Genomic DNA, 16,597 nt, shown 5'->3' with positions numbered 1-16,597 from the left:
GCCGCAGGCCTGCTGGCCGCGCGCCGCTGCCGTTATTGAAAGCGGTGCGGCAGGCGGAGCCTCATGCGCGGCACACGCGATGAAACGGCGGCCTGCACCGGTAGGACTGCTGCGGGCGCCGCGACATGCGGACATTCTAGTGATACCCTTATCTGACATGGGAGGAACCATCATGATCATTGTCACAGGCGCTGCCGGCTTCATCGGCAGCAACATCGTCAAGGAACTCAACCGCCGCGGGCGCACGGACATCCTCGTCGTCGACGACCTCAAGGACGGCGAGAACTACAAGAATCTGCGCGGCCTGCAGTTCATCGACTACCAGCACAAGGACGACTTCCTGAAATCCATCGAGGACGACGATTTTGACGGCACGGACATCGACGCCGTCTTCCACGAGGGCGCCTGCTCCGACACGATGGAGTACGACGTGAATTTCATGATGCGCGTCAACTACGAGTACTCCAAGGCACTCCTGCATTTCTGCCTGCAGCACCGCATCCCGTTCCTCTACGCATCCTCCGCCTCGACCTACGGCGGCGGCCTGCACGGCTTCCGCGAGGGCGACGCCTCTGAGGATGCGCTGAACCCGTACGCCTTCAGCAAGCTCGCCTTCGACCGCTATGTGCGCCAGGTCATGCCCGAGGCGCGCAGCCAGATCGTCGGCCTGCGCTATTTCAACGTCTACGGCCCGCAGGAGCACCACAAGGGAAAGATGGCGTCCATCTTCTACCAGCTCTACAACCAGATCAACGAGACGGGCAAGGCGCACCTCTTCCGCGGCTACGGCACGATCGCGGGCAAGCCGGTCGCTGACGGCGAGCAGCGCCGCGACTTCGTCTACGTCAAAGACGTCGTGAACGTCAACCTCTGGTTCTGGGAAAACGGCGCGCCGTCCGGCATCTACAACTGCGGCACGGGCGAGAGCCATACCTACAACGAGGTCGCGCGCGCCGTCATCGCCGCGATGGGCAAGGGCGAGATCGCTTACCGCGACTTCCCCGAGGTGCTCAAGGGCAAATACCAGAACTACACGCAGGCCGACCGCACGCACCTCGAGGAAGCCGGCTACGACCAGGGCTTCCACAAGATGGAGGACGCCGTGAAGGAATACGTCGACTTCCTCGACAACGGCGGCTATTTCACCTATGGGGAATGAGCAGCCCGCGCGGGCGGAACCGTCAGCTGTCGCAGCGGATGCGCCGGAAGGCGCAGGTGTAGCGCCGCGGCACATGCAGGCGCAGCCTGGCAGCAGTGCAGCGTCTCCGGCGGGGGCAGGCAGGCGCCGCCGTGCGAAAGCCGTCTTTTTCGACCGTGACGGCACGCTCAACGTCGACATCCACTACTTGCACCGGCCGGAGGACTTCCAGTGGATCCCCGGCGCGCAGGAGGCCATCAAATACGTCAACGACCGCGGCTACCTCGCCATTCTCGTCACGAACCAGAGCGGCGTCGCGCGCGGCTACTATCCGGAGAGCGACGTCGTGCGCGTCTACGACTGGATGAACGCCGAGCTGCAGCGCAGCGGCGCCCATCTCGACGCCCTCTACTACTGCCCGCACCACCCGGACGGCAGCGTGCCGCGCTACACGAAGACCTGCGTTTGCCGCAAGCCGAGCCCCGGTCTCGTCGACCGCGCCTGCGAGGAATTCGCCATCGACAAGGCGAGCTCCTATTTCGTCGGCGACACGGAGAGTGACATGGCCTGCGCGCGCAACGCGGGCATCCGGGGCGTGCGCTATGAGGGCGGCAGCCTGCTGGCGCTCGTCAGGGCGGCAGTAGAATGACGACCGTCGAGGAAACGCTGATTGTGATTGCATCCTTGCTTTCGCAAGTATATCCCGGTATACTTCCCCAAAAACGCAAAAGATGACAAGCGGCAGCCGAGCATTTTGCTTCGCTGCCGCTTCTGTTATTCATCGGAAGTCCCCCGAATGAATCTCCTTGCCAACAGGATTCCTGTCAGCGTATAATTGAGCTAGAAAGGAGTGGCGCTCATGGAGGAAATGACGCGGCGCGAGGCCGATAAGATCTGGGAAAACCTGACCATCGCGGACAACTTCATCTTTCAGAAAGTCATGCGCAAGAAACGCCTTTGCAAGCGTTTCATCGAGAAAGTCCTGCACATCAAAATCCGGAAAATCATGTTCCCGGAGACCGAAAAAGACATCCGCGTTCGTCGCGACAGCAAAAGTGTGCGCCTTGACGTCTACGTCGAAGACGACAAGGGCGTCCTCTACGACATCGAGATGCAGACAACCAACTACGCCGACCCTGCCGAGCTTCCTAAGCGCACGCGTTACTATCAGGCCATGATGGACATGGACGTGCTCAACAGAGGCGAGTTCTATACAAAGCTGCGGAAGACCTATATCATCTTTATTTGCACGTTTGATCCCTTTGACCGGAATCTCAGCCAGTATACCTTCCGCGAGACCTGTACGGAGGACGCGACGCTCGAGATGGGCGACGAGACGACGAAAATCTTCCTGAACAGCAAAGGGCGCCGCGAGGGCATCGACCGCGACCTCGCCGCTCTCCTCGACTACATCGAGGGCAAAGCACCAAAAGGAAAATTCACTGAAACATTTGCTAGTGCCGTAGAAACTGCGAAAGAAAACAAGGAAATGAAGGTGGAGTACATGACCTACTACATGGAACTGCGCAGAAGTGAAGAACGCGGCCGCGAAGAAGGCCGGTTGGAAGCATTGAAGTCACTCGTCGCCGCGAACCTTCTGAGTCTGAAAGACGCCGCGGCTGCGGTCGGCATGTCAGAGGATCATCTGAAGGAGCGTTTTCAGAAGCTCGCGACCAATTAACCTCAGTTCGGACACCTTCCGCGAGACCTGCGCGGAGGACGCGACGCTCGAGATGGGCGACGAGATCAGGAAGATTTTCCTGCACAGCAAACGATATGCACAAACGTCCACTTTGTGGACATTGTGCGCCCGCCCTTAGGGAACCGCTGATTAAATGAGGTGCTCCGGATTTACGTGGATGCGCTGTATCTCTCTAGGAGACAAACCGCAGGCGTAGCCGAAGCTACGCTGAGGATTTGTTGACGACGAGAGGACAGTGCAGACGCGTGAAGACGGAGTGCCGAATTAATCAGCGGTTCCCTAGAGGATTTCCTGCCAATCGCGCTGCGCCTGCGGCTCGCGTTCTTGGAATTTTGCATAAGAAAAGGCATCCCGATGCAGGATGCCTTTTTTTGATGATGCCATGTGGCGCAAGGACTCGTCAGTAGAGCTTTTTCTGGTGTATCCATCCGTGCCTGGAACAGGGAACCTGGACCATGCGAGGGTGCGAACTATTGCACTCCCATCAGCGCTGCTCTAACAGCTCCGGATGCCGCACGTACCAGCCTGTGAGCTCGCAGAGTGCATCGCGCTCCTCCTGGAAGCGGACGAGATGCTCCGTGGGGAGCGGCCCGTCGGTGATTTTCAGCGGCTGTGCCTCGCCGCTGCGGAAATCGCCGATGGTATCCTCCGTCTCCCAGCAGTAGGGCGTCACGACGTGGGAGAGCGGCTGCGTGAGCGGCGTGAACGGCGAGAGATAGGAGAAGCCCTGCGGCGCGATGAGCTCGAGGAGCGTCGGCAGGATATTCATGTGGCCGCCGATCTTCGACGGCAGCATATCAGGCGTGAGCTCGCGGTGATACATGGCAAACGACGTCAGGACAGCCTCCCGGATCGTCGGCTCCCGCCGCTTCGCCACATCGTACTCATAGGGCAGCGCGCCGAAGGAATGATCGCCGGTGATGATGATGAGACTGTCAGGGAAATCCTGTTTCATCCGCTCGGCAAAGCGGATCAGCGCCTGATCGGCATACCAGATACTCGCCATGCGGCGCCGGGTTTTCTTGTCGCCTGCGATGCGCCGCGCGACCTCCGGCGCGTCCTTCATCACGCGCGAGAGATCGAAGCCGTATTTCTCGTATGGCATGTGATAAGGTCCGTGGTTTGAGGTCGTATAGAGGAAATGGAACACAGGCCCGTCCTCTGTGCTCGCCTTGATCCGCGCGGCGGCCTCCTCGAGGAAGATATGGTCATAGACGCCGAGCCAGGTCTGCGGCGCGTCTGCACCGCAGATCTCAGGGCCAGCGTGCCAGGCATCGAAGCCGATCTTTGGCACGAAATGGTCGAGACTGCCCCAGTTCAAGCCGCCTCCATACCAGAACTCCGTGCGATACCCCAGCTTGTTTAATTGAATTGGCAGAGTAGATGGCAGGCATCCTTCCCAGAAGGAAACATTTTCATTTAATTCCATATCGGCATCGTAAATCCCCGATAAGAGACTCACGAGAGACGGCTGGGAAATCATGCCAGCGGATAAAAAATGAGGGAAGGATACGGTGTGCGGATTCGCACGAAAACGGAGACTTGCTTCCATGAGGCCGAGACGCTGATATACGGGGTCTAGCGGTGCCTGTGCGTGGCTTTCCCCAAGAAGAAAGAAGATATGCGAGGGACGCGCGATGCGCGGGCCAGCGGCGAGCTGTTGAAAAAACGGAAGTGGATTGTCCGTATGGGGGGGATAGTTTTCAGGCAGAATTGGTGCGAGATAGCGCCGAGCTTCGTCATCGGAATGACGTGTAGCGTCACTTACGCGCTTTTTCCAGGCGAGCTCGAGAGCGATGAGATCATCAATCGTGGCTTTTGCGAGTACGGCATCTTCCTTTACTAGAGGAGGAACCTCATCCCACTCCGGCTTTTTGCGGTGATTCAGTGTGCCGCCGTAGCGCAGCCAGTAAAACAGCACGATCGCGCTCACGAAGCAGAGAACATTGCAGGCAATCCTCGCCGCGCCGTCAGGCGGCGCGATCATATCATACGGCAAATGCGGCAGCATGAGCAGCGCTCGCGCGGCCAGCACGCAGATAGCGAGATAGACTGGAATGCCGAGCAGGACAAGCCCGCCATGATGCTGGTGGAAGAAAATATCGGCGAAATTCTTCTTATCTGCATGGATGCCGAGGTGGATGGTGACGTTGAACGTGTCATGGAAATGATCGTAGAAAATCATCTTGCCGATGAACGCGAGATAGAGAATGCCGAGATACGCTGTGACAAGCGCGCAGCGAAGTCCGTCCGCGAACGGGCGGACAGACGGGAAAATGGCCGACGGCAGGCTCACGCATAGAAGCAGGATCAGGAACACGTAAGCGTTGAAATCCATGCCCCACCAAAAACCATAGTGGAAGCAAGTCAGGAGTTGTCGTCGCGGAATCGCATGCGTATGGTAGCGCCAGAGGAAAATCGCTCGGAACACCGCGCAGGCAAGCGGTGCGAGCAGCATGAGACAAAAATCCGTCTGGATGCCGGAAAAGAAATAAGAAAAATCCAAGATGATCCCTTCCTTATAAGATAGATTGGGGTTGGTTCTGCCTAGGTTAGAAATTCTGCCTTGCGCCATTCATGACTCTGCACAGCAGCGCGCAATCAGAGTAAACAATGGAAGCAACGCTTCCTTTACGAAGATTGCGGGGTGTGCTAAAATGAAACAGAATCTTACTCGGATGAGTTTTTCTAATATAATATTTATATCGCAGGTTTCATCGTTCCTTGCGGCAGGAAACGCTCCTCAAAAACAAAGTCCGACATTGACTGCCGCTGCGCGGGTATCGTGCGCCTTGGCGGCATGACCAGTAATTTCTGCGATGGAATGGCTGCGGTATACGTCGCGAACGGAGGAGCATCGTTGCGGAACAGAAACATTTTAGCACGGATGAAGCTGTTCGTAAATCCGGAAGATACCTTACGCGCGTTGGACGAAGTGTGATTCTATCAAAGAAACGTACATGAGGAGTGTTCGCATGTCGAGGTTGGCAATTCTGATATTGACGCGGAATGAAGAGGTGCATATCGAGGCGTGTATGGAGAGTGCGTCGTTTGCGGATGAGATTGTTGTCGTCGACTCGGGCAGCACTGACCGGACACAGGCAATCGCGGAGTCTATGGGGGCGCGGTTCGTCACGCATCCGATGGGCGATGATGGCTTTGCAGGGCAGCGGAATTTTGCCCTGACGCAGACGACGGCGGACTGGGTGTTCTATCTCGACGCGGATGAGCGGATCGAGGCGGCGGCTGCGGAGGAAATCCGCAGGATCGTATCAGAGGATCTACCAGCTGCCTATCGGGTGGAGCGGAAGAATATCGTCTTCGGTCAGCTCATGCGTCATGGTGGCCATCGCCCGGACTTCGTCGACCGCCTCTATCCGCGCACGGCCATTCGCTGGCGAGGCAAGGTCCATGAAGGCATCGAGACCGACCTGCCGCGCAAGACCCTGCACGATGTCCTGCGCCACTACACCTATACGACATGGCAGCAGTATTTCGCGAAGTTCAACCAGTATACGAGCCTCGCGGCGCAGTCCATGTACGAGCGGAACAAGCGCGTAGGGGAAGCTGGGGCGCTGGGGCACGCGGTATTCACGTTCCTCCGCGACTATCTGCTCAGGGGCGGTTTCCTCGATGGCTTCCCGGGGTTCACGATGTCGGTGATGGCATCGGTGTATACGTTCGTCAAATATCTGAAGCTCATCAATCTCTATCGATGCCAGGACGGGGGCTGCAAGTGAGCGGAAACATCAACATCGTCTTTGCCTGTGACAGCAACTACGCGCAGCATGCGACTGTGGCCATGATGTCCATCCTGAAGAACACAGTAGATCCGACGCGTATCGTGTTCTACCTGCTGGACGATCAGATAGACCTATCGGTCAAGCGAAAGATGCGGACATCCATCGAGCAGGCGCATGCCGCGATTCACTTCTGCGAGGTGGCGGCGGATCAGTTCGCGTCGTTCTTCGTCAGCGGACAGCTGAGCCGCGCGGCGTATTTTCGCCTCGAGATGGGGCATCTGCTGCCGAGCACAGTTGAGAGGGTCATCTATCTCGACTGCGATCTGCTCGTCCTCGATGATATCGCGGCGCTTTGGGATCATGATATGGGGGGCCATCCGCTAGCGGCGGTGATGGACTTGGGGATCATGGCGTCGAGTAAAGACTGGCGCGGGAAACAGGAACGGCTGGGCTTCTCAAAGAGAGATCGCTATTTCAATTCCGGTGTCCTCATGGTGGATCTAGCGGCCTGGCGTGCACACGATTACGGCAGGCAGGCCGAGCAGCTTGCGGCAAAGAACGCGTATCGCCACCACGATCAGGATGCACTCAACGCGCTCTTCCATCGGAACTGGCAGCCGCTGCCGCTGCGGTGGAATGTCATACCGCCAGTCTGGTATCTGTTTTTCAAGATCCTAAGGCGGCGGGATTTCCGACGCCTGGCAATCGAGGCGCGGCAGCACATCAGCATCCTCCACTATGCGGGAGGGTACAAGCCTTGGGAGTACGATGTATATACAGCCTTCAATGCCAAGTATTATGAGTACCTGCGGCAGACGGCGTTCCGCGATGCAGCGATGCCGCAGCCGGATCCCCGCCGCAGGGGGCGTTCCATCGCGCGCCAGCTGCGCCGGCTGAAGCTGGCTGACTTCTGGCAGCGATTCTTTACGGTATTTTGATAGATTGGGAGTATGGGACACTATGTTTGATGCGATTCGCGTGGGCCGGCAGATTTATAATATGAAGAATCCGAGCGAAGCACGGCGCTGCGTCGTCTTTGTCATCCGCTGCCTCCTGCATCCGCAGAAGATGAAGCGCTTGCAGAGATTCTTTGCCAGCAACGAGAAGCTGGCCCGCATTGCGGAGGCGTACGGCTTCGTATATGAGCAGCCGACACGCGCCTTTTTCTACAACAAGTCGACGTTCGACGAGCGCATTCAGCTCGTCGAGGAACATATGACATATCTGACGGAGCATCTCAAGGGCGACACAGCCGTCAACCTCTATCGCAAGCAGTCGATCGAGCTTTGGCAGTCGCAGGACGAGGGAGATCCTCTGATACTGGAACTTTCCTATCACCCGGGGCAGCGCAAGGAAGGGTTGCTGTCCGTCTGGCTGGATTACGAGGGGCAGGCGCTCTATCAGATGATGTTCTGGATCGCAAAGGACAAGGCGGGCGCTTGGTCGCTTTTCATCGGAGCCATGCAGGGGCCGAACATGGATCATTCGCGCGAGGTCATCAAGAAAATCACGAAGCGCTGCCATGCGTATCGCACGAAGAACCTCATCCTGCATGCCACGCAGGAAGTCGCAAAGGCACTCGGCCTCAAGCGCATCTACGCCGTGACGAACTACGGCTATTACGCCAACAATCACGTGCGGCGCGATCGCAAGCTCAAGACCGACTTTGGAAAATTCTGGGAGGAGTCGGGCGGCAGGCTCTGTGAGGACAAACGCTTCTACGCGCTCCCGCTGACGGAGTACCGCAAGACGATGGAAGAAATCCCCACGAGAAAAAGAGCAAACTACCGTAAGCGGTTTGCTCTCTTGGATGAGATTGATGCCAGCATCGCGGCAAGTATCCAGGCGTTACGCGCGTGAGAAGTGTTTCAGCCAGCCGGTGAGCGTATATTGTTGTACGATTTCAGGTGTGATGAGGTGAAACGGACTGCGCAGAAAGTCAGGCAACTCCGCTAGGGAACGCTCACCGAGGACGAAAATGTTCTGAGGATGATAGAAATCGTAGAATTTGATTTCCGGACTGGTCGTGATGAGTTTTTTGTGCAGGAACAGCGCCTCAAAGGATCGTTGCGTCAGACCTGTTTGACCGTCAGAAATCAACTCGAGGATCGCGCGACTTGTACGCACGCGCTCCTGAACGACCGAATATGGCATGTAACTTTCGTTCGCAGGACTGTGACGATGGAATAGACCATGATGCCGGTTCTGTGGTACGAGCCGCAGTTCATGGGTGAGCCCTGCCTGGTCGAGAATCTCCGTGATGGCATTTATGCGTGAGCGGCGATCACCTTTTTCTTCGCCGATAAAGAATACGTCGCGCTGAATATCTTCCTGCGCGAGTGTATCATATGCATCGAAGTCACAGGGGGAGAAGATGTAGAAGTAAGGTGCGAATGTCGCATGATATCTCTCCGCTATCTGTCGGTCACACGTATAGAAATGTATAGGTAAATCTGTATAGCGCGACGGCTCCTTCGGTGTGCCAAGGCGGACAGGCGAGTCGTAAAAGGCACAGAGATTGCAATCCGGATTACGTGAGAGAATATAGTCGAAAACATCGCGGCCGCGTACCTCGTCGATGAGGATGACCGTATCGTATTCCTCGATGTAATCTTTCCAGCCCCCATACCAATGGCTGGGCGTCACACTGTCCACGAACTGCAACGCGCGCGGCATATGGAAGGAAAGATCCTTTAGGCGCTTCTGTGAGCGAGGCAGATCCTCGCGGTAAATGCGTACAGCAGATACCTCAGGATAATGAGATAGCCAGTCCTGCTGTGGTCGTAGTGGCCAGCCGAGAATGAGAATATGATGATTTTTAATAAATTTCAAAACATACTTCCTTTTTAACAGATAAAATAATATAATGCTTTATGTAAATTATAACAAATATAACATGGGAACGTCAATGAACAGGAAGCGTGTGGCTTGTGAACAAGAAATACTTCTTTGTTTGGGGATATTACATATTGGGACTTATATGAAATAATATGGTGGGGATACGATGAAGAAAGATATTAAGATATTGGTTGCTATGCATAAAAAATATTGGGTAGCAAAAGATCCTGTCTACTTGCCTATTTTTGTTGGAAAATGTGGCAGGCAAAGTGATTGGCAATGTATTGGCGATGATACTGGAGATAATATATCTGCTAAGAATCCAAATTTTTGCGAATTGACAGGTTTGTACTGGGCTTGGAAAAATCTTGATTGCGAATATATTGGACTTGTTCATTACAGAAGATACTTCATAAAACGTTTTTTAGGACTCAAATTGCATATTAATCGGTATCATGATTTTGCAGAAGCAATGGATCGTGCAGATGTCTTGTTGCCAACGCCGTTAACTTTATCTAAAACAGTTTTTGATCAATATGCTGAGAGACACCATGTAAAAGATATCATTGAATGTGGAAAGATTATCAACGAAAAATATCCTGAATATATAAATGATTTTAATGCAATCATGAACGGTTCAAAAGGCTGGTTCTTTAATATGTTCTGCATGAAGAAAACCCTTTGTAATCGCTATTGTTCTTGGTTATTTGATATTTTGTTTGAATTGGAAAAAAGAATTGATATTAGCGATTATGATATGTATCAAAGACGTGTATTTGGTTTCCTGAGTGAGAGATTGTTTACGGTATGGCTGCACCATGAAAATTTGAAAGTTACAAGCCAAGAAGTGTATGGTGTTGAACGAGCATGGTTGAGAAGGAAGCTATTATGGTGAATTGATGGTTATGTGCTGATCCGTTATTTTGCAACATTAACTTTATAGTAAGAGGAAAGAGGGAGTATCATACAAAGAATAAAATGGAATCAACTCTGCCTTGTCGCGCTTACTTTGGCAATGTGCACACAGCGGCTTTCAATTGCCGCCGGAAATGTGTTTTATGCATTTTCTATTGTATTTTTTGTCATCGATACGTATCGGCGGCATCGTTCTGGCGAGAAGTTTTTCTTGTCGGCACAGGTTAAACGATATTTCTTGGTATATTTATTCTTTGCTTTGACCATATTGCCGTCAGCGATCTTCGGTTTGGCACAGGGATATTCTTTCCCGAAGTATGTGGACTATTTTGCAGTGCGCTTCTTCGTGCTGGTCATGCTGCTGTTCCTCAAGATCGATAGGGAGGCGATTGAGAAGGCCCTGCTCTGTTTGATTGTCTTTATGGCCGTGGATGGTTTGGCAACCGTTGCTGAGAAGCTCGTCACACAGACGCCGCGCGCGCATGGAATCGGCGATGGTTTGCTTCGTCATGCGAGTATTGTTGCTACGGTATTTCCTGCCAGCATCGTTTTATGGCTTTCGCGGAAAACGGACATCCCGCATAAGAACGGGTTGCTGCTTTGCGCTGTCTGCATCGTACTAGGGGCTATCGCCAGCGGGACGCGGAGTTCCTGGGTGGGCATTTTTGCTGTCATGCCGTTTGTACTTGCGCAGGGGTTGCGCTGGAGCCCGAAAAAGAGCCTCGTGATTGTCGCCGTGTTTGCCTGTGTGGCAGGGTTGGTGACGGCAAATCCGCAGCTGAGCCAGCGCGCGGAGTCCATCGTGGACATCACGACGGATCGCTCGAACGGTGATCGCGTCGAAGCTTGGAAGGGTGCGGCCATCATGGTGCGGGAGAAACCTGTCATCGGCTATGGCATCCTGCAGGGCGGGAAGGTCTATTTGCAAAAATATCGGACAGCAGCGGATACACAGGGGCTGGGGCATTTCCATAACATCTATGTGCAGACGACAGTGGACAGCGGCCTCCTGGGGCTGGCCGGTCTCTTGGTATGTATCGGTTATTCATTGTGGATGTTCCGGCATTGGCGTCACCCGTATGCTTTAGTCGGCTTCTGTGCGTGGATCGGCTTTGCCGTCGTGGGGATGTTCGACTATACCTGGGGGATGTCGGCCGCGGTGAAGACGCTGTGGTTTGTCACGGGATGCAGTCTGCGCCTGGAACAGGGCTGATTTTCTATATGAGGATAGGATGATGTGCGCTGTCCAGGGCGTGGAGGGCTGTGCATGTAGCTTTGTGTTGAGGATTGTAGGGCGGCGGGAGAACCGTGCGGACGCGTGAGACGGAGTGCCGAATGAATCCGTGATTCCTATATGGCAGGTGAGTAAATGAAGACATTTGATGACGATTTTTTTGCAATAGAGAACTTCGTTGTTTCGCGAAAAGTCTATCGCTATGCGGAGCATGCGGGCGGTTATCATATCTGCTACAATGTGAACGATGCGTTCATTCCCATCATGGGCGCGTCGATGGTTTCGGTGCTGGAGAACAATCAGGGCGTACCCATCACATTCCATCTGTTCACCGACGGGTATCGTGAAGAGAATGCGGAGAAAATCGCTGCCTTGGCCAAGCGGTGGCGTTGTACCTGCATCCTGTATAAACTCGATATGGAGCCTTTCCAGGATTTCCATATCAAGGTGGAGCGATTCTCGCGTATCACGTATGCGCGGCTCTATATGCCGAAGATTGTCAGGGATTACGCTGCGCGTTATATCTATCTTGACGCGGATACGATGTGTGTGGCGCCGCTTGCGCAGCTCTGGCACACGGATCTCGCGGGAGCGGCGATGGGCGCTGTCTCGGAGCGCGCGTCTGCGGTGGATTATCGCGCGGGATTCTTGCATTTGAAGCATGGGAAATACTTCAATGATGGTGTCATGCTGGTGGATATCCTGGTGTGGGAGCAGCAGCATATCACGGAAAAAGCGTTTTCCTATCAGTGCGAGCCGCGCAAGCGCTTCCTCGGGCAGAGTCAGGATGTGCTGAATCTGGTCTTCGATGGGGCGAATGCATTCCTGCCGGCTGGTTACAATGTTTATGATGGCGGCGGTTATGATGATGGCCACAGTATCATCGTCCATTGGACCGGCCGACGGAAGCCGTGGCAGATGGTCATGTCGGCGTTTGATGCGCAGTGGCGCAGGTACAATGCCTTGTCGCCCTGGGAGACGCTGACGAATCTCCTCCCTGTGAAATCACCGGAGAACTATCATGATTTCAAGTACTGGGGATACTATCGCAAGGGAGAGGGGCATTTCTGGGATTTCCTGAAGGGGATGTTCTGGTACAGTGTCCTGCGGATTCGCTATAAAATCAGTAGATGACGAGGAAGAAGTGCGTACGTTATGAAGATTGCAGTTGCTGGCACAGGATATGTCGGCCTGTCGAATGGCATGCTTTTGGCGCAGCATCATGATGTTGTGGCCTTGGACATCGATGAGGAGAAAGTCCGTAAGCTGAATCAGAGGATATCGCCGATCATCGATGAAGATATCGCCTCGTTCCTGCGGCGCAAGGAGATCCATTTCCAGGCGACGCTCGATGCTGAAATGGCGTTTAGAGGGGCGGAGTTCGTCATCATCTCGACGCCGACGAACTATGACCCGGAGAAGAATTTCTTCGATACGTCGTCGGTGGAGCAAGTGATCGAGGAGGTCCAGGAGGTCAATCCTCAGGCGGTAATGGTCATCAAGTCGACGGTGCCGGTGGGGTATACGGAGCAGGTAAAGCAGCGTTATCATACGGGTCGCATCATCTTTTCGCCGGAGTTCCTGCGCGAGGGCAAGGCACTCCATGACAATCTTTATCCGTCGCGCATCGTGGTCGGCGAGCGGTCGGAGCGCGCACGTGTTTTTGCGGGCTTGCTCGCGGAGGGGGCGGTGAAGAAGGACATTCCGATGCTCTTCACGGGTTCGACAGAGGCGGAAGCCATCAAGCTTTTCGCGAATACGTATCTCGCGCTGCGCGTTTCGTATTTCAATGAGCTGGATTCCTACGCGGAGGCACGGGGGCTCAGTACGGCGGAGATCATCCGCGGGGTCTGTCTCGATCCGCGCATCGGCGATTTTTATAATAATCCATCTTTTGGGTACGGCGGCTACTGTTTGCCGAAGGATACGAAGCAGCTGCTCGCGAATTATCGCGATGTACCGCAGAATCTCATCTCGGCGGTCGTAGCGGCGAATCGCACGAGGAAGGACCACATCGCTGACGAGATCATCCGGCGGAATCCTGGGGTGGTCGGCGTGTATCGGCTGACGATGAAGAGCCAATCGGATAATTTCCGCGCGTCGGCCATCCAGGGAGTAATGAAGCGCATCAAGGCGAAGGGCATCGAGGTCGTGGTCTATGAGCCGACACTGGAGGAGGCGTCGTTTTTCCGCTCGCGTGTGGTCCGTGATCTCGCAGCGTTCAAGCAGCTGAGTGATGTGATCCTAGCGAATCGCTGGTCGGATGAGCTGGCGGATGTGCGGGATAAGGTCTATACGCGGGATATTTTCTCGCGCGACTGAGAGGAGAGGGTGTCATGTCTTATCGTCCGTTCGATGCGTCAAGGAAAGTTCTCATCACTGGCGCGGCCGGTTTCATCGGTTTCCATCTCGCGAAGCACCTGCTGGAGATGGGGGCGGCGGTCTGCGGGTTTGACAATCTCAATGATTATTATGACGTGCGTCTGAAAGAGTGCCGGCTGGAGATCCTGCGCGGGTTTCCAAAATTTTCGTTTGTGAAGGGAGACTTGGCGGATGCAGCGGCGGCAGAGGCGGCGTTCGCTTCCTTCGCGCCGGATATCGTGGTGAATCTCGCGGCGCAGGCAGGGGTGCGTTACAGCATCGATCACCCGCGTTCGTATATCGACTCGAATATCATCGGGTTTTTCAATGTTCTAGAGGCTTGCCGCCATCATGAGGTGTTGCATTTGCTCTTTGCTTCGAGCTCGTCTGTCTACGGCAATCAGCAGAAGACGCCGTTTTCGACGGCGGATCCGGTGGACCGCCCCATCAGCCTTTACGCGGCGACGAAGAAATCAGACGAGCTCATGGCCTATACGTACAGTCATCTCTATGGGATTCCTGCGACGGGGCTGCGCTTCTTTACGGTGTATGGGCCGTATGGTCGTCCGGATATGGCCTATTTCAAGTTCGCGGATAAGATCCGCCGGGGGGAAGCCATCCAGATTTATAACCACGGGGACATGTACCGGGACTTCACCTATGTGGATGATATCGTGACGGGTATCGAGCACATGCTGATGAATCCGCCGGTGCCGGATGCGGCGGGAGACCGGTACAAGATCTATAATATCGGTAATCATAAACCGGAGCAGCTCATGCATTTCATCGAGGTGCTCGAAGCCGCGCTCGGGAAGCGGGCGGAGAAGGAATTCCTGCCCATGCAGCCCGGAGATGTGTACCAGACGTACGCCGATGTGAGCGATCTCGCGCGAGATTTCGCGTTCCAGCCGAAGACGCGCATCGAGGAGGGATTGGCGCGCTTCGCGGATTGGCATCATGCCTACTATAGGTGGTGAACGGCGCGTGGTGTGCCGTGCGATTGCCTGTGCTGCGGCTTCCTGTAAAGGCAGGGGGCCGCTTCCTGGTCTTCGGGCGGAGATGGGGCGCGTGGTGTCGTTTCTCGAGCGAGCGCGGCTATGGTTTCCACGTCATCGGCTTGCAGTCTTGGGCAAACTACGCTAGAATGAGAAGATGAATTTTACGAAAAGGAGAAGGTGCGCATGGTCGATCGTATCTCTTGGATGCGGCGGTATCAAAGGTATTTCCTGGTCATGACGTTCCTACTGCTCGATTATCTTGCCGTCATCGTGGCGGAGCATTCCGCGCTGGCGGCCCGCAATGCGCTGGCGGTGTATTGGCAGGGCGGCCACTATGTCTTGCGCGCGGCGTATCTTTATTTCTGGGTGCCGCTCTTGTTTCTGCTGTTCCTTAGCCGCTCGCAGGTCTATCAGCAGATGCGGCCGATCCTCGATACGATTCGCGATATTTTCTATTCCGTCGTCTACGGCGTGGCGGCGACGATCATCATGCTGTATGTATTCCGCGGCGACCTGCAGGTGAGCCGCCTGTATCTCGCATTGTTCTCGGTGTTTGTCTTGCTGTCAATCTATATGTTCCGCTATATTACGCTCAAGGCGCTCAAGCTCGGACGGTTCTTCGAGGAGCCGGTTGTCCTCATCGGCGCGGGCAAGACGGCGGAGTGCTTGCTGCGGTTTTTCGCTGGAGATCTCGGTTATCGGTATGACATCATCGGCTTGATTGATGACGCGCCCATTTCGGCGAAGGTGGCGGGGCGGTTCCTGCTGCTCGGACGCGTGGCGGATGCCGAGCAGATCGTGCGTGACGCGGGCGTGCAGACGGTGCTCATCGCTGCGCCCGGCATGGAGAGGGACAGGATGCAGGAGCTCATCGTGCGCATCCAGCCGTATGTGAAGGATATCTCGTTCATTCCCGATCTCATCGGCACGCCGATGGCGGGCGCGCAGGTAGATATCCTCTTCAGTGAGAAGATCCTCATGCTGAAGCTGCAGAACAATCTCGCGCGGAAGCGGAACCGTGTATTCAAGCGCGTTTTCGACATCGTCTGCACGCTGTTCGGGAGCGTGGTGCTCTCGCCGTTCTTGCTGCTGCTCGTGATCATCGTCGCTGTCGAGAATCATGGCCATGTGATTTTCGTGCATCCGCGCGTAGGGCAGGACGGGCGGATGTTCCCCTGTTATAAGTTCCAGACGATGGTACCAGACGCGGAAGAGAAGCTCGCGGCGTATCTCGCGGCGCATCCGGCGGCGCGGGAGGAATGGCAGGAGAATTTCAAGCTCGCCCACGATCCGCGCGTGACGAAGTTCGGTGCGTTCCTGCGCCGCACGAGCCTTGATGAACTGCCGCAGATCGTCAATGTGCTCAAGGGCGAGATGAGTCTCGTCGGGCCGCGTCCTATTGTCAAGGAGGAGGTGCCGCGCTACGGGGAGAATATCCGCGAGTATTACATGGTGCCGCCGGGCATCACGGGGATGTGGCAGGCGAGCGGGCGCAGCGATACGACGTATGAGGAGCGTGTGGCGATGGATACCTGGTACGTGCGGAACTGGTCCGTCTGGGTGGATCTCATGTATCTTTTCAAGACGTTCAAGGCGGTGCTGACCTCGAAGGGCGCGTACTGAGCGCTGGATTGAGGCCGGCAGCAGATATTGTGGATGAGGAAAGGA

General features: G+C 55.1%; 14 protein-coding genes. 12 read left to right on the top strand and 2 right to left on the bottom strand.

Features of this window, described 5'->3' with window-relative positions; all coding sequences use genetic code 11:
* Positions 1 to 172 precede the first annotated feature (172 nt).
* From rfaD to F599_RS0107870, 3 genes are all read left to right on the top strand, one after another.
* Positions 173 to 1,159, top strand: coding sequence for an ADP-glyceromanno-heptose 6-epimerase (rfaD, locus tag F599_RS0107880; protein ID WP_019542986.1), 987 nt, complete (start codon positions 173 to 175; stop codon positions 1,157 to 1,159).
* 73 nt (positions 1,160 to 1,232) lie between these two features.
* Positions 1,233 to 1,787 carry a D-glycero-alpha-D-manno-heptose-1,7-bisphosphate 7-phosphatase gene (locus F599_RS13950; RefSeq protein ID WP_156021975.1) on the top strand — a complete coding sequence of 185 codons (555 nt, stop codon included), beginning with the start codon at positions 1,233 to 1,235 and terminating at the stop codon, positions 1,785 to 1,787.
* Between the two features lie 210 nt (positions 1,788 to 1,997).
* The gene (locus F599_RS0107870; RefSeq protein WP_019542984.1) at positions 1,998 to 2,819 is read left to right on the top strand and encodes an Rpn family recombination-promoting nuclease/putative transposase; all 822 of its coding nucleotides are present in this window, start codon (positions 1,998 to 2,000) and stop codon (positions 2,817 to 2,819) included.
* 505 nt (positions 2,820 to 3,324) lie between these two features.
* Here the strand turns inward: F599_RS0107870 and F599_RS0107865 are convergent.
* Positions 3,325 to 5,298 carry an LTA synthase family protein gene (locus F599_RS0107865; RefSeq protein WP_051081679.1) on the bottom strand — a complete coding sequence of 658 codons (1,974 nt, stop codon included), beginning with the start codon at positions 5,296 to 5,298 and terminating at the stop codon, positions 3,325 to 3,327.
* A gap of 517 nt (positions 5,299 to 5,815) precedes the next feature.
* On the opposite strand from F599_RS0107865, the gene F599_RS0107860 reads away from it, so the two are divergent.
* From F599_RS0107860 to F599_RS0107850, 3 genes are read left to right on the top strand one after another with little or no spacing between them, the layout of a single operon-like run.
* Positions 5,816 to 6,580, top strand: coding sequence for a glycosyltransferase family 2 protein (locus F599_RS0107860; RefSeq protein ID WP_026327895.1), 765 nt, complete (start codon positions 5,816 to 5,818; stop codon positions 6,578 to 6,580).
* Positions 6,577 to 7,521: a glycosyltransferase family 8 protein gene (locus tag F599_RS0107855; RefSeq protein WP_019542980.1), complete on the top strand. Its 945-nt coding sequence runs from the start codon at positions 6,577 to 6,579 to the stop codon at positions 7,519 to 7,521. The genes F599_RS0107860 and F599_RS0107855 overlap by 4 nt, the downstream gene beginning before the upstream one ends.
* A 22-nt stretch (positions 7,522 to 7,543) precedes the next feature.
* The gene (locus tag F599_RS0107850; protein ID WP_019542979.1) at positions 7,544 to 8,443 is read left to right on the top strand and encodes a VirK/YbjX family protein; all 900 of its coding nucleotides are present in this window, start codon (positions 7,544 to 7,546) and stop codon (positions 8,441 to 8,443) included.
* On the opposite strand, the gene F599_RS14870 is transcribed toward F599_RS0107850, so the two are convergent.
* Entirely contained in the window at positions 8,432 to 9,415 is a 984-nt protein-coding gene (locus tag F599_RS14870) for a WaaS/CpsH family glycosyltransferase (protein ID WP_019542978.1), read from the bottom strand. The genes F599_RS0107850 and F599_RS14870 overlap by 12 nt on opposite strands.
* Before the next feature lie 172 nt (positions 9,416 to 9,587).
* On the opposite strand from F599_RS14870, the gene F599_RS15160 reads away from it, so the two are divergent.
* The 6 genes from F599_RS15160 (at position 9,588) to wbaP (ending at position 16,552) form a co-directional block, all read left to right on the top strand.
* Positions 9,588 to 10,316: a DUF4422 domain-containing protein gene (locus F599_RS15160; protein WP_071592857.1), complete on the top strand. Its 729-nt coding sequence runs from the start codon at positions 9,588 to 9,590 to the stop codon at positions 10,314 to 10,316.
* A gap of 120 nt (positions 10,317 to 10,436) precedes the next feature.
* Entirely contained in the window at positions 10,437 to 11,549 is a 1,113-nt protein-coding gene (locus F599_RS0107840) for an O-antigen ligase family protein (RefSeq protein WP_019542977.1), read from the top strand.
* A 156-nt stretch (positions 11,550 to 11,705) separates the two neighbouring features.
* A complete protein-coding gene (locus tag F599_RS0107835) occupies positions 11,706 to 12,704 on the top strand; it encodes a glycosyltransferase family 8 protein (RefSeq protein ID WP_019542976.1) in 999 nt (332 codons plus the stop codon).
* 21 nt (positions 12,705 to 12,725) lie between these two features.
* Complete coding sequence (locus tag F599_RS0107830) at positions 12,726 to 13,892, top strand: nucleotide sugar dehydrogenase (protein ID WP_019542975.1); 1,167 nt, start codon at positions 12,726 to 12,728, stop codon at positions 13,890 to 13,892.
* Positions 13,893 to 13,906: 14 nt separating this feature from the next.
* Entirely contained in the window at positions 13,907 to 14,908 is a 1,002-nt protein-coding gene (locus F599_RS0107825) for an SDR family NAD(P)-dependent oxidoreductase (protein ID WP_019542974.1), read from the top strand.
* A gap of 204 nt (positions 14,909 to 15,112) precedes the next feature.
* Positions 15,113 to 16,552, top strand: a complete 1,440-nt coding sequence (gene wbaP / locus F599_RS0107820) for an undecaprenyl-phosphate galactose phosphotransferase WbaP (protein WP_019542973.1) — start codon at positions 15,113 to 15,115, stop codon at positions 16,550 to 16,552.
* Positions 16,553 to 16,597 lie beyond the last annotated feature (45 nt).

Source organism: Selenomonas bovis DSM 23594, assembly GCF_000381005.1.
Lineage (GTDB): Bacteria > Bacillota > Negativicutes > Selenomonadales > Selenomonadaceae > Selenomonas_C > Selenomonas_C bovis.
The sequence above is the reverse complement of the archived record's forward strand: the minus strand, read 5'-3'. Positions and strand labels throughout refer to the sequence as shown.